General features: G+C 67.1%; 24 protein-coding genes. 11 read left to right on the top strand and 13 right to left on the bottom strand.

Annotated features, from left to right (window positions below; all coding sequences use genetic code 11):
* Positions 1 to 76: 76 nt before the first annotated feature.
* From panB to SJY20_RS06580, 3 genes are all read right to left on the bottom strand, one after another.
* A complete protein-coding gene (gene panB, locus SJY20_RS06590; RefSeq protein WP_380785823.1) occupies positions 77 to 937 on the bottom strand; it encodes a 3-methyl-2-oxobutanoate hydroxymethyltransferase in 861 nt (286 codons plus the stop codon).
* A 162-nt stretch (positions 938 to 1,099) separates the two neighbouring features.
* Positions 1,100 to 1,381 carry a DUF427 domain-containing protein gene (locus SJY20_RS06585; protein WP_380785822.1) on the bottom strand — a complete coding sequence of 94 codons (282 nt, stop codon included), beginning with the start codon at positions 1,379 to 1,381 and terminating at the stop codon, positions 1,100 to 1,102.
* 10 nt (positions 1,382 to 1,391) lie between these two features.
* Positions 1,392 to 1,742: an ArsC family reductase gene (locus SJY20_RS06580; protein ID WP_380785821.1), complete on the bottom strand. Its 351-nt coding sequence runs from the start codon at positions 1,740 to 1,742 to the stop codon at positions 1,392 to 1,394.
* 168 nt (positions 1,743 to 1,910) lie between these two features.
* Here SJY20_RS06580 and SJY20_RS06575 point away from each other — a divergent pair, with 168 nt between their 5' ends.
* The 3 genes from SJY20_RS06575 to SJY20_RS06565 all read left to right on the top strand — a co-directional run bounded on the left by SJY20_RS06575 (position 1,911) and on the right by SJY20_RS06565 (position 3,941).
* Entirely contained in the window at positions 1,911 to 2,681 is a 771-nt protein-coding gene (locus SJY20_RS06575) for an SIMPL domain-containing protein (RefSeq protein ID WP_380785819.1), read from the top strand.
* A 134-nt stretch (positions 2,682 to 2,815) separates the two neighbouring features.
* Positions 2,816 to 3,571 carry a hypothetical protein gene (locus SJY20_RS06570; protein WP_380785817.1) on the top strand — a complete coding sequence of 252 codons (756 nt, stop codon included), beginning with the start codon at positions 2,816 to 2,818 and terminating at the stop codon, positions 3,569 to 3,571.
* 115 nt (positions 3,572 to 3,686) lie between these two features.
* Positions 3,687 to 3,941: an NUDIX domain-containing protein gene (locus SJY20_RS06565; protein WP_380785815.1), complete on the top strand. Its 255-nt coding sequence runs from the start codon at positions 3,687 to 3,689 to the stop codon at positions 3,939 to 3,941.
* Between the two features lie 139 nt (positions 3,942 to 4,080).
* On the opposite strand, the gene SJY20_RS06560 is transcribed toward SJY20_RS06565, so the two are convergent.
* Positions 4,081 to 4,701, bottom strand: coding sequence for a DUF4893 domain-containing protein (locus SJY20_RS06560; protein ID WP_380785814.1), 621 nt, complete (start codon positions 4,699 to 4,701; stop codon positions 4,081 to 4,083).
* Positions 4,702 to 4,867: 166 nt separating this feature from the next.
* Between SJY20_RS06560 and SJY20_RS06555 the strand changes: the two genes are divergently transcribed.
* From SJY20_RS06555 to SJY20_RS06535, 5 genes are all read left to right on the top strand, one after another.
* Positions 4,868 to 5,779 (top strand): neutral zinc metallopeptidase, encoded by a 912-nt coding sequence (locus tag SJY20_RS06555; protein ID WP_380785813.1) that lies wholly within the window; start codon positions 4,868 to 4,870, stop codon positions 5,777 to 5,779.
* Positions 5,780 to 6,032: 253 nt separating this feature from the next.
* Complete coding sequence (locus tag SJY20_RS06550) at positions 6,033 to 8,084, top strand: NAD(+) synthase (protein WP_380788598.1); 2,052 nt, start codon at positions 6,033 to 6,035, stop codon at positions 8,082 to 8,084.
* A gap of 273 nt (positions 8,085 to 8,357) precedes the next feature.
* Entirely contained in the window at positions 8,358 to 9,212 is an 855-nt protein-coding gene (locus tag SJY20_RS06545) for a CDP-alcohol phosphatidyltransferase family protein (RefSeq protein WP_380785811.1), read from the top strand.
* Between the two features lie 15 nt (positions 9,213 to 9,227).
* Entirely contained in the window at positions 9,228 to 10,319 is a 1,092-nt protein-coding gene (locus SJY20_RS06540) for an inositol-3-phosphate synthase (protein WP_380785809.1), read from the top strand.
* 2 nt (positions 10,320 to 10,321) lie between these two features.
* Positions 10,322 to 11,029: an NTP transferase domain-containing protein gene (locus SJY20_RS06535; RefSeq protein ID WP_380785808.1), complete on the top strand. Its 708-nt coding sequence runs from the start codon at positions 10,322 to 10,324 to the stop codon at positions 11,027 to 11,029.
* Between the two features lie 262 nt (positions 11,030 to 11,291).
* Here SJY20_RS06535 and SJY20_RS06530 read toward each other — a convergent pair whose 3' ends face one another.
* On the bottom strand, positions 11,292 to 11,942 hold the full coding sequence (locus SJY20_RS06530; RefSeq protein ID WP_380785807.1) for a peptidylprolyl isomerase: 651 nt from the start codon (positions 11,940 to 11,942) through the stop codon (positions 11,292 to 11,294).
* 75 nt (positions 11,943 to 12,017) lie between these two features.
* On the opposite strand from SJY20_RS06530, the gene SJY20_RS06525 reads away from it, so the two are divergent.
* Complete coding sequence (locus tag SJY20_RS06525; protein WP_380785806.1) at positions 12,018 to 13,136, top strand: FUSC family protein; 1,119 nt, start codon at positions 12,018 to 12,020, stop codon at positions 13,134 to 13,136.
* A 30-nt stretch (positions 13,137 to 13,166) separates the two neighbouring features.
* Complete coding sequence (locus tag SJY20_RS06520; protein ID WP_380785805.1) at positions 13,167 to 14,063, top strand: acyl-CoA thioesterase; 897 nt, start codon at positions 13,167 to 13,169, stop codon at positions 14,061 to 14,063.
* Positions 14,064 to 14,067: 4 nt separating this feature from the next.
* Here the strand turns inward: SJY20_RS06520 and SJY20_RS06515 are convergent, their stop codons facing one another.
* On the bottom strand, positions 14,068 to 14,904 hold the full coding sequence (locus tag SJY20_RS06515) for an exonuclease domain-containing protein (RefSeq protein ID WP_380785803.1): 837 nt from the start codon (positions 14,902 to 14,904) through the stop codon (positions 14,068 to 14,070).
* Between the two features lie 87 nt (positions 14,905 to 14,991).
* Here SJY20_RS06515 and SJY20_RS06510 point away from each other — a divergent pair, with 87 nt between their 5' ends.
* Entirely contained in the window at positions 14,992 to 15,312 is a 321-nt protein-coding gene (locus SJY20_RS06510) for a hypothetical protein (RefSeq protein WP_380785801.1), read from the top strand.
* Between the two features lie 148 nt (positions 15,313 to 15,460).
* Here the strand turns inward: SJY20_RS06510 and SJY20_RS06505 are convergent, their stop codons facing one another.
* The 7 genes from SJY20_RS06505 to SJY20_RS06475 all read right to left on the bottom strand — a co-directional run bounded on the left by SJY20_RS06505 (position 15,461) and on the right by SJY20_RS06475 (position 21,385).
* Entirely contained in the window at positions 15,461 to 16,756 is a 1,296-nt protein-coding gene (locus SJY20_RS06505) for a PQQ-dependent sugar dehydrogenase (RefSeq protein WP_380785800.1), read from the bottom strand.
* Positions 16,756 to 17,202, bottom strand: a complete 447-nt coding sequence (locus tag SJY20_RS06500) for a DUF2231 domain-containing protein (RefSeq protein WP_380785799.1) — start codon at positions 17,200 to 17,202, stop codon at positions 16,756 to 16,758. Before SJY20_RS06500 ends, SJY20_RS06505 begins: the two co-directional genes overlap by 1 nt.
* Positions 17,203 to 17,343: 141 nt before the next feature.
* Positions 17,344 to 17,850 (bottom strand): ferritin-like domain-containing protein, encoded by a 507-nt coding sequence (locus tag SJY20_RS06495; protein WP_380785797.1) that lies wholly within the window; start codon positions 17,848 to 17,850, stop codon positions 17,344 to 17,346.
* 134 nt (positions 17,851 to 17,984) lie between these two features.
* Complete coding sequence (locus SJY20_RS06490; protein ID WP_380785796.1) at positions 17,985 to 18,476, bottom strand: MarR family transcriptional regulator; 492 nt, start codon at positions 18,474 to 18,476, stop codon at positions 17,985 to 17,987.
* A gap of 112 nt (positions 18,477 to 18,588) precedes the next feature.
* On the bottom strand, positions 18,589 to 18,870 hold the full coding sequence (locus tag SJY20_RS06485) for a DUF1467 family protein (RefSeq protein WP_380785795.1): 282 nt from the start codon (positions 18,868 to 18,870) through the stop codon (positions 18,589 to 18,591).
* A 4-nt stretch (positions 18,871 to 18,874) separates the two neighbouring features.
* A complete protein-coding gene (locus tag SJY20_RS06480) occupies positions 18,875 to 20,512 on the bottom strand; it encodes a ribonuclease J (protein WP_380785794.1) in 1,638 nt (545 codons plus the stop codon).
* 90 nt (positions 20,513 to 20,602) lie between these two features.
* Positions 20,603 to 21,385, bottom strand: coding sequence for a type III pantothenate kinase (locus SJY20_RS06475; RefSeq protein ID WP_380785793.1), 783 nt, complete (start codon positions 21,383 to 21,385; stop codon positions 20,603 to 20,605).
* Positions 21,386 to 21,397: the final 12 nt, after the last annotated feature.

Below are 21,397 nucleotides of genomic sequence, written 5' to 3'. Positions count from 1 at the left end.
GCTCCGGATCTGAGGGGAAAGCGCGGCGGACCTTAGCCGTGCCGCCGGTGAAACGAAAGCCGGATCAATCCGCCGGTCAATCCTTCGCGGCGTAGGTCTGGTCGGGTGTCGGGAAGGTCCGGGCCCGAACCTCTCCTGCATAGTCCGCGACCGCGGCGGAAATGCGGCCGGCGAGGTCGTCGTAGCGCTTCACGAAGCGCGCGGTGCGATCGAACAGCCCCAGCATGTCCTCGGTTACCAGGACCTGGCCGTCGCACTCGGCCGACGCGCCGATGCCGATCACCGGGCAGGCAACCTCGGCGGTGATGGTGCGAGCGAGCGGCTCGAGCACGCCCTCGACCACCATCGCGAATGCGCCGGCGTCGGCCACCGCGCGCGCATCGCCAACGATCTTGGCATGTTCGGCGTTGGTACGACCGCGCGCACCGTAGCCGCCGAGCACGTTCACCGCCTGCGGGGTGAGACCGATATGCGCCATCACCGGAATGCCGCGCGCGGTGAGGAACGCGATCGTCGGGGCCATCGCCTCGCCGCCCTCAAGCTTCACCGCCGCCGCGCCGGTCTCCGCCATGATCCGCGATGCCGAGGCGAAGGCGGCCTCGGGGCTGGCCTCGTAGGTGCCGAACGGCATGTCGATGACGACGACGCTGTGAAAGCTGCCGCGCACCACCGCGGCGCCGTGCGCGCACATCATGTCGAGCGTGACGGCCAGCGTCGAGGGCAGGCCGTAGATCACCTGCCCCAGGCTGTCGCCGACCAGCAGCAGGTCGCACTGCGCGTCGAGCAGTTGCGCCATTCGCGCGGTATAGGCGGTCAGCATCACCAGCGGCTCGCCGCCCTTGCGCCGCTGGATCGCGGGCACGGTAAGGCGCTTCATCGGCGTCGGCGTCGGGGTGCCGCGACTCGTCGCGGTGTCGAGCTGATAGGTGGTGGACATGGCGGCGGGTCTTAGCGCGGGGTGCGGGCGGCGTACAATCCACCCGTCATATGCCCCCCCTGGCCGTCATGCCAGCGAAGGCTGGCATCTCCCGGTTCGGGCCACGGCACCCGCCCCCGCGAGACCCCAGCCTTCGCTGGGGTGACGGGTTTGGAACGGGCGTCAGGCGACCGTGACGCCCTTCCAGAATGCGTACCGACCCTTGATCTCGGCGGCGGCGGGCATCGGGTCGGGATAGTACCAGACGGCGTCGACGTTTCGCTGTCCGTCGACCACCAGCGTCTTGTAGCGGGCGTCGCCCTTCCACGGGCAATGTGTCGTCGTCGCGCTGTCTTCGAGCAGCGCGGGATCGATGCTGTCGGCGGGGAAATACTGGTTGCGCTCGACCACGACGGTATCGTCGGAGCGGGCGATCTCTGTGCCGTTCCAGGTGGCGACGGGCATGCGACTCTCCTTAGCGTTCGAGATCGGCCTCATAGCGTTCGGGCTTGAAGCCGACCAGCAGCGCATCACCGGTGTCGAGCACCGGGCGCTTGATCATCGACGGCTGCGCCAGCATCAGCGCGGTGGCCTTGGCGGCGTCCAGATCCGCCTTGTCCGCCTCGGGCAGCTTGCGGAACGTCGTGCCGGCGCGGTTGAGCAACACCTCCCAGCCGACGCGGCCGATCCAGTCCTCGAGCCGTTCCGCGTCGATGCCGGACGCCCTGTAGTCGTGGAACGCGTAGGCGAAGCCGTGCGCATCGAGCCAGACGCGCGCTTTCTTCATCGTGTCGCAGTTGCGGATGCCGTAGAGAATCGGGGTCATGACGTAGATCCGTAGCGGGTCGGCGCTGCGCGGGTAACCGTCGCGTTTTCAGCCAGCCTGCAAGCAGTACGGTCGCATTCGGCCGTTCGGTCCTCGACAACACACCGCCGATGGCGGACCATCGGCGCGTCGTGAAGCGATACGTTGACCCAATTGCCAGGAATTCTCATGAAGATCGTCGTGCTGAGCTTGTTGATCGCTGCGGGGTCGCCGGTCGTCGCGCAGACGCCGCCGCCGACGCCGCAGATCCTGGTATCGGCGAGTGGCACGGCGAAAACCCTGCCGGACATGGTGACGGTTGGCTTCATGCTGCGCGGTGAGGGCATTACGTCCGACGAGGCCGCGGCGAAACTCCGCGACGGCGCAAAGGCGATGCGTGCCGGCGTGACCGGGCTGTTGCACGACGCCGCCGAGTATCACGCGGCCAACCTGTCCATCGGCGAGGTTCGGTCGAAGGAGTGCGACTCGAATTCCTATGGCCAGCAGCGGCTGTCGACGGGGGCGTGCGCGATCATCGGCTATGTCGCGACGCTGCCGGTCACGATCGACACCCCGCGGGTCGGCGATGGCGGTACGCTGGTCACGCTGGTCGGCCACCTCGGCGGGCTCAACGCGGGGCTGCGGTCGTTCTGGCTGAAGGACGACACCGACGCGCGCAAGCGTGCGACGCAAGCCGCGCTGGCCAACGCACAGGCGCAGGCGCGGCTCATCGCCGAAGGATCGGGCGGCAAGCTCGGGCGGCTGTCGCGCGTCCAGGATTCCGAATACCGCGATGTGAGCCTTGAGATGCCCACGTCGGCGCAGGCGTTCGGTGCGATGACCGTGACGTCACAGCCCGTACCAGCACCACCACCCCCCGCCCTGGTTCGTATCGATCTCGCGCCCGAGCCGATCGAGACGATCGTCCGGCTGATGGCGGCCTACGACATCGAGCGCTGACGCGCGGATCGGGTGCGCTCGTGTCCACCCGATCTTCGCGATTGCAGGAGATTAAGGCGGCAAGTATCCCGTACGAGTCGGAGGTTACCATGCGACTCTACGGACGTGCTTCGTGTCTGATATTGCTCGCCTCCGTGGCGGGCGCGGCCGCACCGGCCGACACTTTGCAGCATGTCTGGCGGCCCTACACCGCGCAGCTGGGACGCCAGTGTCCGGCGAAACACCTCGAGCTGCTGTCGCCCGCCGACCTGCGCGACGCGCTCGACAGCTATACGCGTCATGTCCCAGCGAGTGTCCGACGGGCGATGGCCAGCGCCGACCGCCGCAGTTGCCGCAACGTCATCGCCGGGGCGTCCTGCAGCAACGCCGCCAGCCTCTCGGTCGCGGAGGATACGCGGACGCTGCCGACGCTCGCCGCATCGGTTTGCGGACAGTTCGAGACCTGCCGGGAGCAATCCGACTGCGACCCGGCCTCCGCACATGCCGTCGAACAGGCGATCCACCGGAATGGCGCAGCGGCCGCGGCCGCCTCGCTGTCCAACGCCGAGTGGGACATCGCCCTGGACGAGGCGGCGGACGGCCGCGCCGACTGGATCGACGCGATCGCAGCGCTTCGCACGGCAACGGACGGCGCCCGCAGCGAAGCCATCGACGGTGCGCTGAGCGACGCCCTGCTCAGCAATCCCGTCGAAGTCCTAAAACTGCTCGCGACCCGAACGGACCTCCCAGGGGTGCCCGCCCTTTGCGAGGATCGCACCATCGAGCCGACCAAGGCGGAATCGAGGCAGCACATTGCTGCTGCGCTCGCCGCAGTGGGACAGGTTTCGGACCTCCGGCTGCAAAGGGTGCGCGTACAATGCCTGGCATCGTTGAGGAACGCGGCGGCATAATTTAGTGTCGGAAGTACAATAGTCGCGATCTAAACCGAACGTACGCGCGGTCCGATCTGACCATGCAAATTGCATACGGTCAGCATGCCCAATGATAACTGATATCAGCTGCTAGATGCCGAAACGATATTTCCAAACGGTCGATTTGCACCGTGAACCTCTCGCATTATGGCGAACCGATGCAGCGCCCGTCGTTACGTCCGCTCGTGCGCGACCGCGACCGCGACCAGCGTGTTTTGCTTTTCCGGTTCGAACACAGAAATGGCCCTTTGCTGGCCAGGCATTATGGGCGACGCCAGGCGAAGTTGACGAGGGAGAAAGCGGCGCAGACGTGGCGCGAAGAGAGCTATTCGAAGAGTTCGGTCTGTAGATCAGTCATCCGGGCCAGCCAGCCTAACGAATGGCAACGTTTTTTTCTAACAAACGGGCAAATGATCGAAGCGGACGAGCAGTATTTCCTTGTTCAGTCAGACGAAGATCGCCCTGTCTCCTTCCACGCGTGTCGGATGCTATCGCGCCGGTACCAGCTCCACCACGTCCAGCACCGACTCGAAACGCGGGTACGGTAGCACCAGCCGCCACCGCTTCGCGCCGATGCGTTCGATCACGCCGGCCATATCGCGCCCGGCGTCACGGCCATAATCGAGGGCGCGGGTTTCGTCGCCCAGCACCATCGTGCCGAGGAAGATGCTGCGGGTGTCGGTGTCGGGATAGATCGTTCCCGACGGCCGTTGCGATCCGCTGGCCTTGCCGAACACGAGTTGCCCGCGCTCGTCGCGGTCGATGCGGCAGGCGAACCAGCCATAGGCGGTGAAGGTCGGCCCCACCCCGGTGCGCGCGCCGAGCTTGAACGTGCGGCAACGATACGCGCCGGGCGGCGGCAATGCGCCCGCGACCGCATGGTCGGGATCGAACAGCGCCGGCTCCCGGGCGATCTGAGCCGGGTCGGCGTGTGACAGCGCGTTGATCCACGCGCCCCGCCAGCCGCGCAGCCGTCCGCGATCATCTGCCGTCGCGACGCGTCGCCAGTCGAGCGACACCGCCTCCGACCCCGGCGACGCGACGGTGCCACCGCCGCCGCATCCCGCCACCATCATACACGCCGCAACCCCGATCAGACACGCCCGCATCGTTTTCCCCACATCCAAGGGGCAACGCTACACAGGCTTGTCCCCCCGCGGCAATGGTTCACACCGCTGGAAAGCAGCGTCACGCGTGTCCTTCGCCGCGCAGCCCTTGCAACCACCGCGCGCGCCAAGCATTTCGCTACCGACACGACTCAACAAGGTAGCGCCAATGCGGCTCGACGATTTCGATCCCAACATCAATGTCGAGGACCAGCGCGGCCAGGGCGGCGGCGGTTTCGGCGGTGGCGGCGGCGGACTGTTGTTCGGGCTGTTGCCGATGATCGGCAGCCGGTTCGGATGCGGCGGAATCGTCGTCGTGCTGATCGTGATGGCGCTGTTCGGCGGGCTTGGAGGGCTCGGCAATCTGGGCGGCATGCTCGGCGGCGGATCGTCGGCTCCGACCGGCGCGACCCGCAAGGCCGGCACCGACACGACGTCGAGCTGCACGCTGACCCCCGAAAGCAAGGCGGCGTGCAACGCGTTCAGCTCTGCCGACCATACCTGGGAAGCGATCTTCGCCAAGAGCGGCCAGCAGTTCGTGGCGCCGAAGCTCGTGTTCTTCGGTGGCAACGGCCAGTCCGGCTGCGGCGCTGCGCAATCGGCGATGGGCCCGTTCTACTGCCCGACCGATCAGGGCATCTATCTCGACACCAGCTTCTTCGCAGAACTCGCCAACCGCTTCGGCGCGAAAGGCGACTTCGCGCAGGACTATGTGATCGCACACGAATTCGGCCACCACATCCAGAAGCTGCTCGGTACCAACGAACAGGTCCAGCGCGCGCAGCGCCAAGGCAGCGAGACTGAGGGCAACGCGATGTCGGTGCGTCTCGAGCTTCAGGCCGACTGCTACGCCGGCGTCTGGGCCAATGCGAACAAGACCCGGCTCGAACCCGGCGATATCGAGGAGGGCATGACTGCCGCGCAAGCGATCGGCGACGACACGCTGCAAAAGCAGTCACAGGGCCGCGTCGTCCCCGACAGCTTCACGCACGGCACCTCTGCCCAGCGTCAGTCCTGGCTGAAGCGCGGACTCGATTCGGGTGATCCGGCGCAGTGCGATACGTTCTCGGGGGCGATCTAAAACTGGCGGTCAACCATGCGCGCGGTCGCGCAAGATCGACCGCCAGCTTATGGTCTGATCCATCGCCGTATCCGGATCGAAGCGGTAACCTCACTGGATGCCATGCACAGCAACGGCTGATGCGAAATCTGTACCTCTAGATGCCCGCTTGCCACCAAGCTGGACGTGATGATGTCTTTCCAGCCCCATCGGGCCATGCCGCCGCATGCCAAACCCGTAGCGCATGCGCTGCGTCGTGCGTATCTACGGCGGCATGAGCCAGACGCATCCGTTCTTCGCGCTTCACCGTCACGGCATGATCCGGGTTGCCGCGGCGACGCCCGTGGGGTCGGTCGGCGACACCGCCTTCAATGCCGAGCAGACGGTGCAACTGGCGACTCAGGCCGACGCGCGCGGGGTCGACCTGGTGGTGTTTCCGGAACTGAACCTCAGTTCCTATGCCGTCGACGACCTGCACCTGCAGACCGCACAGCAACGGGCCGCGGACGATGCGCTGGCGACGGTCGCGGCGGCGACGTCGGGGTTGCGCGCGGTGTTGCTGGTCGGGATCGCGCTCAGGCGGAACGGGCGGTTGTACAATTGTTGCGCGGTGGTTTCGCGCGGGGCGATACTTGGCGTGGTGCCGAAGACGTTCTTGCCCAACTACCGCGAATATTACGAGAAGCGCTGGTTCGCGAGCGGCGCCGGCCTCAGCGGGCTTACGATCGAGGTCGCCGGGCAGAGCGTGCCGTTCGGGACCGACTTGGTGTTCGCCGCCAGCGACCTGTCCGGGTTCGTATTCCATGCCGAGATCTGCGAGGATTACTGGGCCCCTACCCCGCCTTCGACGATGGGGGCGCTGGCGGGCGCGCTGATCTGCTGCAACCTGTCGGCGTCGAACATCGTCGTCGGCAAGGCGCGCGAACGGGCGATGCTGTGCGCGGCACAGAGCGCGCGGGGCGTCTGTGCGTACGTCTACTCCGCCGCCGGGCCGGGCGAGAGCACCACCGAAGTTGCGTGGGACGGCCAGGGCATGATTCACGAACTGGGCGAGGTGATCGCCGAATCGACGCGGTTCGCGCGCGAGCCGGGTCTCGTGGTGGCCGATGTCGACGTCGAGCGGATCGAGCAGGAGCGGATGCGCTTCGGCACGTTCAACGATGCGGCGCGTGCGGCGGGCGATCCCGAGACGCGGTTCCGTCGCGTGGCGTTCGAGCACGCCGCGCCTGTTGCCGATCTCGGGCTGGAGCGTGCCATCCGCCGCTTCCCGTTCGTGCCGAACACGCCCGAAAAGCGCGACGCGGATTGTTACGAGGCGTTCAACATCCAGGTCGAGGCGCTGGCCAAGCGGTTCGCCGCGGCGCGCGCGGAAACGCTGGTGATCGGGGTATCCGGAGGGCTCGATTCGACGCATGCGCTGATCGTCGCGGCGAAGGCGATGGATCGGCTGGGGCGGCCGCGAACCGATATCCTGGGGTTCACGATGCCGGGGTTCGCGACGGGCGATGCGAGCAAGGCCAACGCCTGGGCACTGATGCGGGCGCTGGGGATCACGGCTGAGGAGATCGACATTCGCCCTGCCGCGACGCGGATGCTGGAGGACATGGGCCACCCCTTCGGCCGCGGCGAACCGGTGTATGACGTGACCTTCGAGAATGTGCAGGCGGGTCTGCGCACCGATTACCTGTTCCGCCTCGCCAACCAGCGGCGCGGGATCGTCGTCGGCACCGGCGACCTCAGCGAGATGGCGCTCGGCTGGTGCACCTACGGCGTCGGCGACCAGATGAGCCATTATGCGGTCAACGCGGGCGTGCCCAAGACGCTGATCCAGTTCCTGATCCGCTGGTGCATCCGGACCGACCAATATGACGCGGCGACCGATGCGATCCTGACCGCGATTCTAGCGCAGGAGATTTCGCCCGAGCTGGTCCCGGCGGGTGCCGATGGCGCGATCCAGAGTACCGAATCGATGGTCGGGCCGTACGCGCTCAACGACTTCTTTGCGCATTACGTGATCCGCCATGGCCTGGCGCCGTCGAAGATCGCGTTCCTGGCATGGCATGCGTGGCGCGATGTCGCCGCGGGGCGCTGGCCGCAGGATTTCCCGGCCGATGCGCGGGTGGCGTACGACCTGCCGACGATCCTGCACTGGCTCGAGAAGTTCCTGGTGCGGTTCTTTGCGACGAGCCAGTTCAAGCGGTCGGCGATGCCCAATGGGCCGAAGGTATCGGCTGGCGGATCGCTGTCCCCGCGCGGCGACTGGCGCGCGCCATCGGACGGGACCGCGGAGGTCTGGCTGCGCGAACTGCGGGCGGCGCTGCCCTAAAATTCGATCCTCCCCTGCAAGGGGAGGTGGCAGCCCGCAGGGCTGACGGAGGGGTGTCGCGCTGTCGAGAGCGCGTCACCCCTCCGTCTGGCTCCGCCAGCCACCTCCCCTTGCAGGGGAGGATTGCGGGCAGCGCGCGTGAGGTTCCAGTCCTCCCCCTCCGGGAGAGGGTTGTGTCGCACGTACGGCGCAAGCGGACTTTCATACCGATTGGTCGCAAAATGCCGCGACAACCTTGCATAAATTGCCCCGTCGGCGCATTATGAAAATCCTATGACAGTGCCTCCACCGGATGGATCGCGCGATCGCCGGATCGAGGACCCATCGAACCTCTGGCTGATCCACCCAGCGAGCCGGGCCCTAGTGCCTTTAGCGATCGCGCGCGGAATTTCCGCGAACGCGGTATCGGGCGTCGGGTTGTGCCTGGGGGCGATGGCGGCGCTGGCGTATGCACAGTGGCATGACTGGCGGTTCGCGGTACTCGGGCTGCTGCTGTCGATCGGCTGGCTGATCGCCGACGGGCTCGACGGCATGGTCGCGCGGGCGACCGGCAGCGCCAGTCCGTTCGGGCGGATGCTCGATGGGCTGGTCGACCACGGCGTGTTCGCGATGATCTATGTCGCGCTGGCGATCACGGTGGGCACGCCCGAGGGCTGGGCGCTCGCCTTTGCCGCCGGCGGCGCGCACGCGGTGCAGTCGAGTCTGTACGAAGGCGAACGCGCGCGCTTCCATCGCCGCGTCAAGGGCATCGCGATCGCCGCGCCCGCGGTTCCCACCGGTAACGCGCTGGTGCGCTTCTACGATAGTTTCGCGACCAGCATCGACCGCGTGGCGATGCCGTTCGAGCGCGTGCTGGGCCAGGCGAGCGATCCGGTCGCATGTGGTCGTGTCTATGGCGAGCGCGCGACGCCGCCGTTGCGGCTGTTGTCGCTGCTGACCGCGAACGTTCGCGTCGCGGCGATCTTCGTCGCATGTTTTGCGGGCAATCCGCGCATCTTCTGGTGGTTCGAGATCGTCGCTCTGACGATCGTCGCCGTCATCGGGCTCGTCTGGCACCGCCGTGTCGAACGCGCCTTCGTCCGGGTCACGCCGCGCGCCAAGGCGGCGTCGCGCATGCATTTATCGTAAGGAACAGGGTCAGTAATGAATAGCATTCGGATCGCCGTCGTCGGCATCGGCAACTGCGCGAGCTCGCTCGTCCAGGGGCTCGAGCATTACCGCGAGGGCACGAACGACAGCGTCGGCCTGATGCATTGGGAAATGGGCGGCTACAAGCCGAGCGACATCAAGGTCGTCGCGGCGTGGGACGTCGACCGGCGGAAAGTCGGCAAGGACGTCGCCGAGGCGATCTTCGCCAAGCCCAACTGCACCGCAGTGTTCGCCGCCAATATCGGCAACACCGGCACCGTCGTGAAGATGGGCCGCAAGCTGGACGGCGTCGCCGACCACATGGCCGACTTCAAGGACGACCGCACCTTCCTGGTCGCCGACGCGCCCGAGCCGACCAAGGAAGACGTCGTCGCCGAACTGCGCGCTAGCGGTGCCGACGTGCTGATGAACTATTTGCCCGTCGGCAGCCAGGAAGCGACGGAATTCTACGCCGAGTGCGCGATCGAGGCGGGCGTGGCATTCGTCAACAACATCCCCGTGTTCATCGCGTCGAACCCGGTCTGGGCGAAGCGGTTCGAGGATGCCGGCGTCGCGATCATCGGCGACGACATCAAGGCGCAACTGGGGGCGACGATCGTCCACCGCGTGCTGACCGACCTGTTCGCCAAGCGCGGCGTCAAGCTGGATCGCACCTATCAGCTGAACACCGGCGGCAACACCGACTTCCTCAACATGTCGAACCATCGCCGTCTGGAATCGAAGAAGATCTCGAAGACCGAGGCCGTGCAGTCGGTCGCGGCCGAGCGCCTCGACGACGACAACGTGCATATCGGTCCGTCCGACTATGTGCCTTGGCAGAACGACAACAAGGTCTGCTTCCTGCGGATGGAAGGCCAGCTGTTCGGCGGCGTGCCGATGAACCTTGAGCTGCGCCTGTCGGTCGAGGATTCGCCCAATTCGGCGGGCGTCGCGATCGACATGATCCGCTGCGCCAAGATCGCCAAGGACCGCGGCGTCGCTGGCGTGATCGACCCTGCGAGCGCGTATTTCTGCAAGCATCCGCGCACCCAGATGACCGACGATCTCGCGCAGATCGAGGTCGAGAAGTTCATCAAGGCCGCGTGAGGGTGATCGATACCGCGGTCATTCTCGCCGCGGGCGAAGGCAGTCGTCTTCGCGCATCGGCACCGTACAAGCCGCTCTGCCCGGTGGCAGGGCGTCCGCTGATCGATCATGCGCTCGACGGGCTCGCTGCGGCGGGGCTGGCCCGGGTGATCGTGGTGCTCGGTTACGGTGAGGAAGCGATCGCCGCGCATCTGGCGTCGCGGCGCTGGTCGATCGCGGTCGAGACGGTGCGGAGCGATCCGCGCCGTCCGAACGGCGTGTCGGTGTTGGCTGCCGCGCCGGTGCTGGACGGCGCCGAGGCGGTGCTGGCGATGTGCGACCATCTGGTCACGCCGGCGCATTATGCGCGGATGGCGCGGGCTGGTGCGGGTGCCGGGCTTCGGCTCGGGATCGACCGGCGGCTGGGGCATGACTGGGTGGATCCGGAGGACGTGACCTGCGTCGCGACCGAAGGCGATGCGATCGTCGCAATCGGCAAGGGGCTCGAGCCGCACGACTGCTACGACACCGGCGTGTTCGCGATCGGGCCGGCGCTGATGGCGGCATTGGCGACGCTGGAAGCACCGTCGCTGACCGAAGGCGTACGGATGCTGATCGCGGACCGTGCCGCGAAGGTGGTGGATTGCAGCGATCTCGACTGGATCGACGTCGACGACGCCGCCGCGCTGGCGAAGGCGGAAGCCTGGATGACGAGCGCGCTCGCCGCCTGAGGGCGTGCGGCACCTTCGCCTCCAACCTCAGGCGTCCAACCCGCCCCCTTGTTTCCCCGCGAAGGCGGGGACCCAGACTGGGCTCCCGCCTTCGCGGGAGAACAAGCTTCTGTCGCTCCCATTTCGGTTCCCCGGCGAAGGCCGGGGCCCAGTTGGGGGACATGCGTGACGACAATCAGCGCTCCGTTACCGCCACCTTCCCAACTGGGCCCCGGCCTCCGCCGGGGAACGCATCGCTATTGGCCGCCTGCCGTAAACGCCCTTACTTCGCCCGGCGCACCGTCAGGATGCGCACCGGTGCGGCAATCATCTGGCCTTTCATCGCCCCCGCCCCTGCAGTCGGCGAGGTCGGCGCCTCAAGGATGCGGCGGACCACGTCCATCCCCTCGACGACATGCCCGAACGCGGCGAACCCCTGGTTGTCCCCTGCTCGCGCCGGATCGGCATCGAGATACGGGATCGCGCCGACGGTAATGAAGAAATCCGCGGTCGCGGTCCCCGGAGCGTAGCGCGCCAGCGAAATCGTCGCGTCGTCGTGCGTCAGCCCGGTCAAGGTGGTCGGTTCGTGCGCGACCGGCGGCAGGATGCGTTTCGGATCGCCCTTGAGACCGCCCTGGATCAGCCCGACGCCGTTGCCGAGCTTCATCGCGCGATAGAAGGTCACGCCGTCGAGCCGCTTCTGGTCGACGTAGCGGAGGAAGTTCGCGGTCGTCTTGGGCGCATGATCCTTGTCGAGCGCGAGCGTGATCGGGCCGTCGCTGGTCGTCACCACGACGCGCACCGCGGTTGCCGGCACCGTCGGCGCAGGCGCTGGCAGCACAGGGGCCGGCGGCGGCGGGGGCGCCACGACTTGCGCGGAGGCGGCGGAGGCGATGCAGAGCGCGATCGCGGCGAGCGGGGATCGAATGGCCATGCGTCCGATCTAGCGCAGCACCCCGCGCCTGTCAGCATGGTTGCCCTGCCCGCCTGCGGCCCTATCAGTCGTCGCATGACGCCGATCGTCCCGCTCGCCCGCGCCTGGGTCCAGAAGAACGACGCCAGCCTGCGCCAGGCGGTGCGAGTGATGGTCGCGGTCGCGGCGACGTTCGCGACGTACAAGATGCTCGGGCTGCAACAGGGCTATTGGGCGGTGTTCACCGTGCTGGTGGTGATGCAGGGGTCGATCGGCAGTACGCTGGGCGCGGCGCTCGACCGGCTGCTGGGGACGCTGATCGGCGCGGCGCTGGGCGGGATCGGCCTCGCGTTCCACCCGGCAAATCCTGTCGAGGTTTGCGCGGTCCTCGTCGTGGTGACCGGCATCGGCGGGTTCGTCGCGGCGGTGCGGCCGCAGCTGCGGATCGCGCCCGTCACCGCGGCGATCATGCTGTTGAACGCCCCTGCCGGATTGCCGCTGCCGACGTTCGTCGCCGACCGGATCATCGAGATCGGCCTGGGCGGGGTGATCGGCGTACTGGCGTCGCTGCTCGTTCTCCCGGCGCGCTCGCGCGACCTGGTCGTCGAGCGCACCGTCGCGGTGCTCGAGCGGATCGGCGCGATGCTCGACGAACAGGCCGAAGCGCTGGAAACCGGGATGGCGTTGCCGACCTCGCCCAACCACCGTGCGCTGCGCAATGCACTGGGATCGGTCGAGGCGGCGATGAAGGATGCCGACCGCGAGCGCGCGTCGTGGCTGGCGAACCACGGCATTCCGTCGTCGGTGCCGCGTACGCTGTGGCGGGTGCGCAACGACCTGACCCAGATCGGCCGCGCGATCGACGAGCCGTTGCCGGGCAATGCCGCCGCCGGGCTCGCCGCCGCCGCCGCGATGTCGCTGCGCGCGGAGGGTGCGCTGGCGCGGCGCTGTGCGACCGCGCTGACCGCGGTGACGACGGTCGATCGCGGCACCGTGGTGGCTGGACAGGCGCGGTTCGCCGAGAACTTCGACGCGTTCCGCCGCGATCCCGACGCGCAGACGCTCGACTTCGACCAGTCGGGACGGATCTTTGGCCTCGCCTTCGCGATCGGGCGGCTGCACCGCGACCTGCTCGACCTCGCCAAGCGCATCGACGAGATCGCCGGCGGCGGGCGGCGCGGGCGATCCTCGGCCGGAGCACCCGTCGCGGGTTGACGAGGCGCGCGCTGGCGCTAGCCCGCCGGCATGATTGATCCCCTGGTCACCGCCCTCGTCGCACTGCTCGACATCGAGACGCTCGACATCGATCTCTACCGCGGACCGCGCAAACCGGGCGCGACAGGCCGGGTGTTCGGCGGGCAGGTGATCGCGCAAGCGGTGATGGCGGCGCAGAAATCGATCGACGACAAGATCGCGCATTCGCTCCACGCCTATTTCCTGCGCGCCGGCGACGAGACGCTGCCGATCATCTTCCGCGTCCAGCGCGATTTCGATGGTGGCAGCTTCGCCAACCGCAGGGTGATCGCGGTGCAGGGCGGCATCCCGATCCTGACGCTGTCGGCGTCGTTCCAGCGTCCGGAGACCGGGCTGACGCATGCCGCGTCCCTGCCCGACATCCCGCCGCCCGAAGACCTGATCCCGCTGGAGGACTGGGCCGACCGGCTCGGCGACGGCGTGTCCGACACCGCCCGCGCGTTCCTGCGGCGGCCATCGGCGTTCGAGGTCCGCCCGGTCGGCCAGCCGTCTTTCGTGCAGCGCGGTGCCGGACCGCCGAGCGCTGCCAACTGGTTCCGGTTGCGCGGCCCCGTGCCCGCCAGCACGGCGTTGCACCGCGGGATCCTCGCCTATGTCTCGGACTATTCGCTGCTCGGCACCGCGGTGATCCCGCACGGCTACAACCTGTTCGATCACGCGATGCAGCCGGCGAGCCTGGATCACGCGATCTGGTTTCACGGCGCCGTCCCGCTCGACGACTGGCTGCTCTACAGCACCGACAGCCCGTTCGCCGGCGACGCCCGCGGCCTTGCGACCGGCAGGATCCACGCACGGGACGGACGGCTGATCGCCAGTGTCGCGCAGGAGGGGCTGATCCGGATGCGTCCCGATCGTGCGCCCGGAGCGACCGTGCCGCACACGCCCTGAACGCCTAGGCGAACACCGCCGCTTCGGGCAGTATCCGGATCGGATGCCCGCCGCGCCGCAACCCGTCGGCCTTCAGGAACTGCGCATTGTAGCGGATGTCGACCGGATAGGGCTCCACGCCTGCGATCGCGAGGATCGTCGTCGTCAACCCGACCGAGGCGACCACCCGCCCGCCCTGCGCCGCGATCGCCTGCGCCAGCCGTCCATCCCGCGGCTCGCCCAGCACGGCGATGCGTTCGCCCTTCAACGGCCCCACCGCGGCGGGCTTGGGCAGCGGGCGCTGCGGCGGTTTTGGCGCGGGCAGCAACCACTCGGCGAGCGGGATGCCGGTATGCTCGATCGCCTTAACCACCACCCACCCGGCCGCGCGCGCGTCGCTCAGCGCATCGTGATGACGATGCGCGATACCGAGATGGTTGGTCAGGACATTGAGGCGGTGGCTCGCCAGCTCGGGCCAGGCGCGCTTGGCGACGCGCACGCTGTCGAGCCAAGTCGTCTGGATCGCATCCAAATCGTGCACGCGACAGGCGGCGGCCAGCGCGCCCTTGTCGAAATAGGAATGCGCCACCGTGGTCCGGCCGCCGAGATGCGCGTCGACGACTGCGTGGATCTCGCCGAAATGCGGCTGGCCGACGACATGGTCGGCGGCGATGCCGTGGATCCGGGTGTTGAACATATGGAACTCGTCGCGCGGGTCGACCAACGTCTCGTACGCGAAGATCTCGCGACCGCCGCGAAACCCGACGATGCCGATCTGGCAGATGCTGCTGACCCGCGAACAGGCGGTTTCGACATCCACCACCACGAAATCGGGGACATCGTCGGACGGACTGGAAACCATCCGGACTGCCTAGAACCGCGGCGCGCAGTGGATCAAGCCGGAACTTCAACGGGTTGACCGGCGCGCGATCCCGTGGCTTTGGGCGGCATGCCGAAATCAGCCACCGACCTCATGCAGGACATCATCAACGCGGCCGTCGTCGACGCGATCGTCGCGCTCAAGGACAGCGCCAAGGGCATGCCCAACGCGCTGCTCCGCGACCTGAACGCGGTGCACGCCAACACCGCATTCACCGACCTGCCGGCGGCGGTGCAGACCGCGGTCGCGACCAGCGTCCGCGATGCGTTCGGCAAGCTGCGCAAGGAGGGCTATGCGATCGCCGAGACGCAGGCGACCCCGCGGCCGCCGCGTCCGGCTGGTGTGCCGATCACGCGGCGCCCCGGTGGACGGCCGCCCGCGCGGCGGTAACCGTCACCAACCATATACACCACCCCGGCGGAGGCCGGGGCCCAGTTGGGGGACGGAGGTAACCCTGGGTAACGCCCCGTTACTTCGGCCTTCCCAACTGGGCCCCGGCCTCCGCCGGGGTGGTATTACAGGTAACGAGGGTAGCGCCTCAGGCGCCCGTTACCCGCCACACCACGTTGGCAAGATCGTCGGCGATCAGCAGCCCGCCACTGCGGTCGATCGCCAGTCCTACCGGCCGGCCGCGCGCGTGGTTTGCCGCATCGACGAACCCGGTGACGACATCGCGCGCCTTGCCGGCGGGCTTGCCGCCCATGAACGGTACCCAGACGACCTTGTAGCCGTTCAGATGGCCGCGATCCCAGCTGCCATGCTCGCCGACGAATGCGCCGTTGCGAAACGCCGCCGGGGTCTGCGCGGTCCCGAATGCGAGGCCGAGCGGCGCGACGTGCGAACTGAGGCTGTAGTCGGGCATCACCGCCTTCGCGACCATGTCCGGCCGGCGCGGCATCACGCGCGGATCGACGTGCTGGCCCCAGTAGCTGTACGGCCAGCCATAGAACGCACCGTCGCGCACCGAGGTCAGGTAATCGGGCACCAGGTCCGGACCGATCTCGTCGCGTTCGTTGATCACCGCCCAGAGTTGGCCGGACTGCGGGTTCCAGCTGAGGCCGTTCGGATTGCGCAGGCCGGTGGCGAAATCGCGGTGCGCGCCGGTCGCGCGGTCGACCTCCCAGATCCTAGCGCGATCGCGCTCCGCCTCGATCCCCGCTTCGGTGATGTTGCTGTTCGAACCGATGCCGACGTACAGCTTCGACCCGTCGGGACCGGCGACCAGGCTCTTCGTCCAGTGATGGTTGATCGGTCCACCCGGCAGTTCTGTCAGGATCGTGCCTGGCGCGGTGATCCGGGTCTGGCCGGTGACATAGGGGTAGCGGACGATCGCGTCGGTGTTGGCGACGTACAGGTCGCCGCCGACCAACGCGACGCCGAACGGCGACACGAGGTGATCGAGCAGCACGGTGCGGACGTCCGCCTTGCCGTCGCCGTTGGTGTCACGCAGCAGCGTGATCTGGTCGCCGCCCTGGACCTTGCTGTGACCGAAGCCCTGGATCAGGCCGACCAGGATGTCCTTCGGCCGCATCACCGGCTCGGTGGGGCCCTTCGGCTCGACCGCGAGCACGTCGCCGTTGGGCAGGACATAGACCGAGCGGACGTTCTTGAACCCGGTCGCGAACGCGGTCACCTTCAGCCCCGGCGCGACCGTCGGGACCTGCGATCCCCACGGCACCGGCTTGGCGATCTTCATCGGCGGGAGCAGATATTGCTGCAGCGACGGCAGTCCGGGATTGGCGCCGAGCTGTGCGGTGGCATCGCCGCCCTTGCCGCTGCAGCCAGAGAGCAGGACGGCGGCAGTCGCCAGCGAGAGCGTCAGGGTGTTGCGCATCATGCGTCCTGCCGTGCTTCGAGGGAATAGCCCGACCAGCTGGTCGCAAGCGCAAGGATCGATACGATCACCGACAGGACAATCCCGGTCGGCACGACCGAGGTCCAGGCGTCGCGGCTGTGGATGAAGGCGTTGAGCAGCGCGAGCGCCATCATCAGCAGCGTGCCGATGCTGTGAAACCAGGGGCGCCGCGCCCGCGCACGTCCGCGGTTGGCAACGGCATCGACGATCCCGACGATCGCCGCGAGTACGCCCATGAACAGCCCGCCCGCGATCAGCCAGACCGAGAAGTTGGCCCACTGCATGTTCGCGGTGTTCAGGTAGGTGATGTCGGTCACCAGCGCCGTGGTGAACAAAGCCAGCGGATAGGCCGACAGGATGCCGTGGATCGGGTGCGCGCGCACCACGCGAGGCTGGATAGTACGGGTCGGATAGGCAGTAGCCATGGGCGGACCTTCGCGAGATGTAATCCTATTGTACGTCCCGCGAGGATAGTGCGTTCCATGACTTCGCTGTCATGCGCACGTCGCGACCCTACCCCGCCACCCCGACTCGTGCTGGGATGACGGGGGCAGAGACGGCCGTAGTTATTCGGCGTCTTCGGCCTTGGCGTTGACCGAGGTCTCGGCGAGCTTGGTCATGTATTCGTCGCCGCCATAGATGTCCTTGGTGGCGTCGCGCAGCGCCTTGGCGTCGTCCTTCAGCCCGAGCGCCTTGGCATAGGCGGCGGCGGTGCCGAAGCCGGCGATGCCGTAATGCGTCATCCGCTGATACTGGGCGATGATCAGGACATCGAGCACCGGACCCTTGTCGGGACCTTCTTCGAGGACATGCTTGGTGGCTTCGGCGACCAGGCCTTCCATGCCCTTGCAATGCTCCTTGGAGACCTTCTCGTCCTGCCCGGCGATGAGTTCCTTGAGCGTCGCGGTATGCGCGGTGATGCCCTCGTGCGACTTGGTCAGCATCTCCTTCAACGCCGGATCGCTCGCCTTGGTGGTGATCTTCTTCAGCACCTTGAGCATCTGGTCGTTAGCGGACCACAGGTCCTTCAGTTCGTCGACATAGATATCGTTCAGGTCTTCTGGCGTGGACATGACGGGCTCCCTGGTGCCCCGGCCGAAGGGCGCGGGTTGCTGCAGGCCAGCGTTCCGCCGGGCGACTGGTTCCGCCAAAACACCGGGTCGCAACCTCGATCAATCAGTTCGTCGGGTACTGCCCAATGGCTCGGTCAAGCGCGCTGGATCTGTGCGAAAATGCCCTGTGCGTCGACGCCCATCAGATGCTGCATCACGACCCAGTATCCCGCGACCGCCTGCCCGCCCGACGATTCATACGCCCGCGCCATGTTGTTGTGCAGGACGATGAACAGATGCTGCTCCAGCTTCAGGCCCTCGTCCGTCAGCCGCAGCAGGCGCTGTCGGCGATCGCGTTCGCCGGGGCGCGACTCGATCAGCCCCTGTTCGGTCAGTTCGTTGGCGACGCGGCCGAACGACTGTTTGGTGATCGCGAGGATGTTGAGGATCTCGCTGACCGGCATGTCCGGTTTGCGCCCCAGGAAATAGAGGATGCGGTGGTGCGCGCGCCCCAGCCCGCGCTTTTCCAGTTCCACATCCGCATGCTGCAGATGCCGGCTGTGCGCGAACAGCATCAGGTCCATCCCCCCGCGGATCGCATCTTCACGCAGGAACTGCTCTGGCGGGGGAGATAAAATATCTGTCATGACGACATCCTGCCGCGCACCGGCGCATGCGGCAAGTCGTTCCATCAGCGTTTCGTTCCAACTCCGGCGCGGGCGGAGCACCCCGTCAGCGCGGGGGCGCCGGATCGCGGCGTTAGCGCGTAACCATCTTGCCGCGGCCGAACAGATCGACGGTCTGCGGGGTGATCCAGCCATAGGCGTAATTGAGCTGGAACAGCACGAACAGCGTGGTCGCGACGATCGTCACGCGCCACGCGATCCGCCCCGCATGGAATTCATGCGGGGCGCTTTCGGCCTGGCCGGGGACAAGTTCGCCCCCGGCTTCGCGCGTCGTGCGCACGCCGAACGGCAGGACCAGGAACACCGACAACGACCAGAACAGGATGTAGATCGCGAGCGCCGAGGTCCACCGCATCGGATCAGCCCTGGATCAGCAAGACGTCGACGATCGGCTGCTTGCCGGTCCAGCGCTTGGCAACCTTGCGCACCGCGAGGCGAACCTGCTCGCGCAGCTTGTCGGCATCGCGCTTGCCACCGCGGACCGCGTCGGCGGTCGCCTGGACCGCATCGGCGACGAACGCCGCGCGATCTTCCTCGACCGGCACGCCCTGCACGCGAACCTGCGGCTGGCCGATCATGCGACCATCCTTGGCGATCGCCACGCCGACCGAGATCTGGCCGTTGATCGCGAGCTTACGTCGATCGGCGATGGTCGCACCGTCCGCGGGCAGGATCACATCGCCGTCGAGCACCAGGCGACCGACCGTCGCGTTGCCGATCTTGGCCGGACCCTTTGGCGCAAGGCGGATGATGTCGCCGTTGCTCTGCACGATCGCGCGCGGGATACCCTCCGAGAGACCGAAGCGACCATGCTCCATCATGTGCCGCATCTCGCCGTGGACCGGGACCAACACGTCGGGACGCAGCCAGTCGTACAGCTGTGCGAGCTCGGGCTGGCCGGGGTGGCCGGAGACGTGGACGTGCGCCTGGCGCTCGGTGATCATCTTGATCCCCTTGGCCGCCAGCGTGTTCTGGATGCGGCCGATCTGGACCTCGTTGCCCGGAATCTGCTTCGACGAGAAGATCACGGTGTCGTCGGCCTGGAGCTGGATCGTGTGGCTGCCGTTGGCGACACGCGCCAGCGCGGCGCGCTCCTCGCCTTGGCCGCCGGTGGCGATGATCAGCACCTTGTCACGCGGCAGGCGCATCGCCTCGTCGGGGCTGATCGTATCCGGGAAGTCCTTCAGATACCCGGTTGCGCGGGCGACCTTGATGATCCGGTCGAGCGACCGACCGGTGACGCACAGCTTGCGCCCGGTTTCCTTCGCTACCTCACCAAAGGTGTGGAGGCGAGCCGCGTTGGACGCGAAGCTGGTGATCATCACCCGGCCCTTGGCCTTGCTGACTTCCTCGTGCAGGCCCTGGCGGACGGTGCTTTCGCTGCCCGATGCCGTGGTGTTGAAGATGTTGGTCGAATCGCAGACCAGGACGTCGATGCCCTTGTCGCCGATCGCCATGAAGCCCTCGGGCTTGGTCGGGTTGCCGATCACCGGCTTGGCATCGAGCTTCCAGTCGCCGGTGTGGAACACGCGGCCGTAAGGGGTGTCGATGATCAGCGCATTGGCTTCGGGGATCGAGTGCGACATCTCGACGAAGGTGAAGCCGAACGGCCCGAGCTGGAAGTTGCCGCCCATCGGGATCATCTTGAGCTTCACGCGGTTGGCGATGCCCTCTTCCTCGAGCTTGCCGCGGATCAACCCCATCGTGAACGGGGTGGCATAGATCGGCACGCCGAGGTCTTCGGCGAGGTAGGGCAACGATCCGATATGATCCTCATGCCCGTGGGTGATGACGATGCCGACTAGGTCGTCGAGGCGCTCCTCGATGAACGACAGGTCGGGCAGGATGACGTCGACGCCGGGATATTGCGGATCGGCAAAGGTGATGCCGAGATCGACCATCACCCATTTGCCGTTACAGCCATAGAGGTTGACGTTCATGCCGATTTCGCCGGAACCGCCCAGCGCGCAGAAAAGAAGTTCGTTCTTGGGGGACATTCAAATGCTTTCAGATAGTACGATAATATGGCCCAGATGGCCGGTCGGAATGATGTCGGGGATAGCCCAGCGGCTCAGCGGCGCGAGCGTTCAGGCCTTCATATGGGTACGATCCCACATCATAGCCAGCCCCTGGATCGTCAGGTCGGGCTCGATATGGTCGAATACGTTGGTTTGCTTCTCGAATAAGGTGGCCAAGCCGCCGGTCGCGATCACCCGGGACGGTCGGCCGATCTCCGCCTTCAGGCGCATGACTAGCCCCTCGAGCATCGCGATATAGCCCCAGAAGATTCCGATGTTCATCTGGTCGATCGTGCTGCGGCCGATCACGCTGGTGGTCGCCGGTGCCTCGATCGCGATCCGCGGCAGCTTGGCGGCCGCGGTGACCAGCGCGTCGAGCGACAGGTTGATGCCCGGCGCGATGATCCCGCCCTTGTAGGCGCCCGAATAGTCGCTGACGTCGAATGTGGTCGCGGTGCCGAAGTCGATCACGATCAGGTCGCCGTCGTACAGCGCATGCGCCGCGATGGTGTTGACCGCGCGGTCGGCGCCCAACGACTGCGGCTCGGCGACGTCGATCGCGAAGTCCCACGGTGCCGCGGGCGATCCTGCGATGACGGCGTCGGTAGCGAAATACTTGCTGGCCAGGACCTGCAGGTTGTGGAGCGCGCGGGGCACGACGGTGGCGACGATCACGCCCTCGACGACGCTGCGGTCATAGCCTGCGAGCTGGAGCAACTGGCTGAGCCACACCGCATATTCGTCGGCGGTCCGCCGCGGATCGGTCGCGATCCGCCAGCGCGCCGCGATCCGCCCCGCTTCGACGAGCGCGAACACGACATTGGTGTTGCCGGCATCTATCGCGAGCAGCATTGGCTCCGGGCT

It is taken from the genome of Sphingomonas sp. R86521 (assembly GCF_042466235.1).
Taxonomy (GTDB): Bacteria; Pseudomonadota; Alphaproteobacteria; order Sphingomonadales; family Sphingomonadaceae; genus Sphingomonas.
Note: the sequence above shows the minus strand (reverse complement) of the source record. Positions and strands in the feature narration are given on the sequence as shown.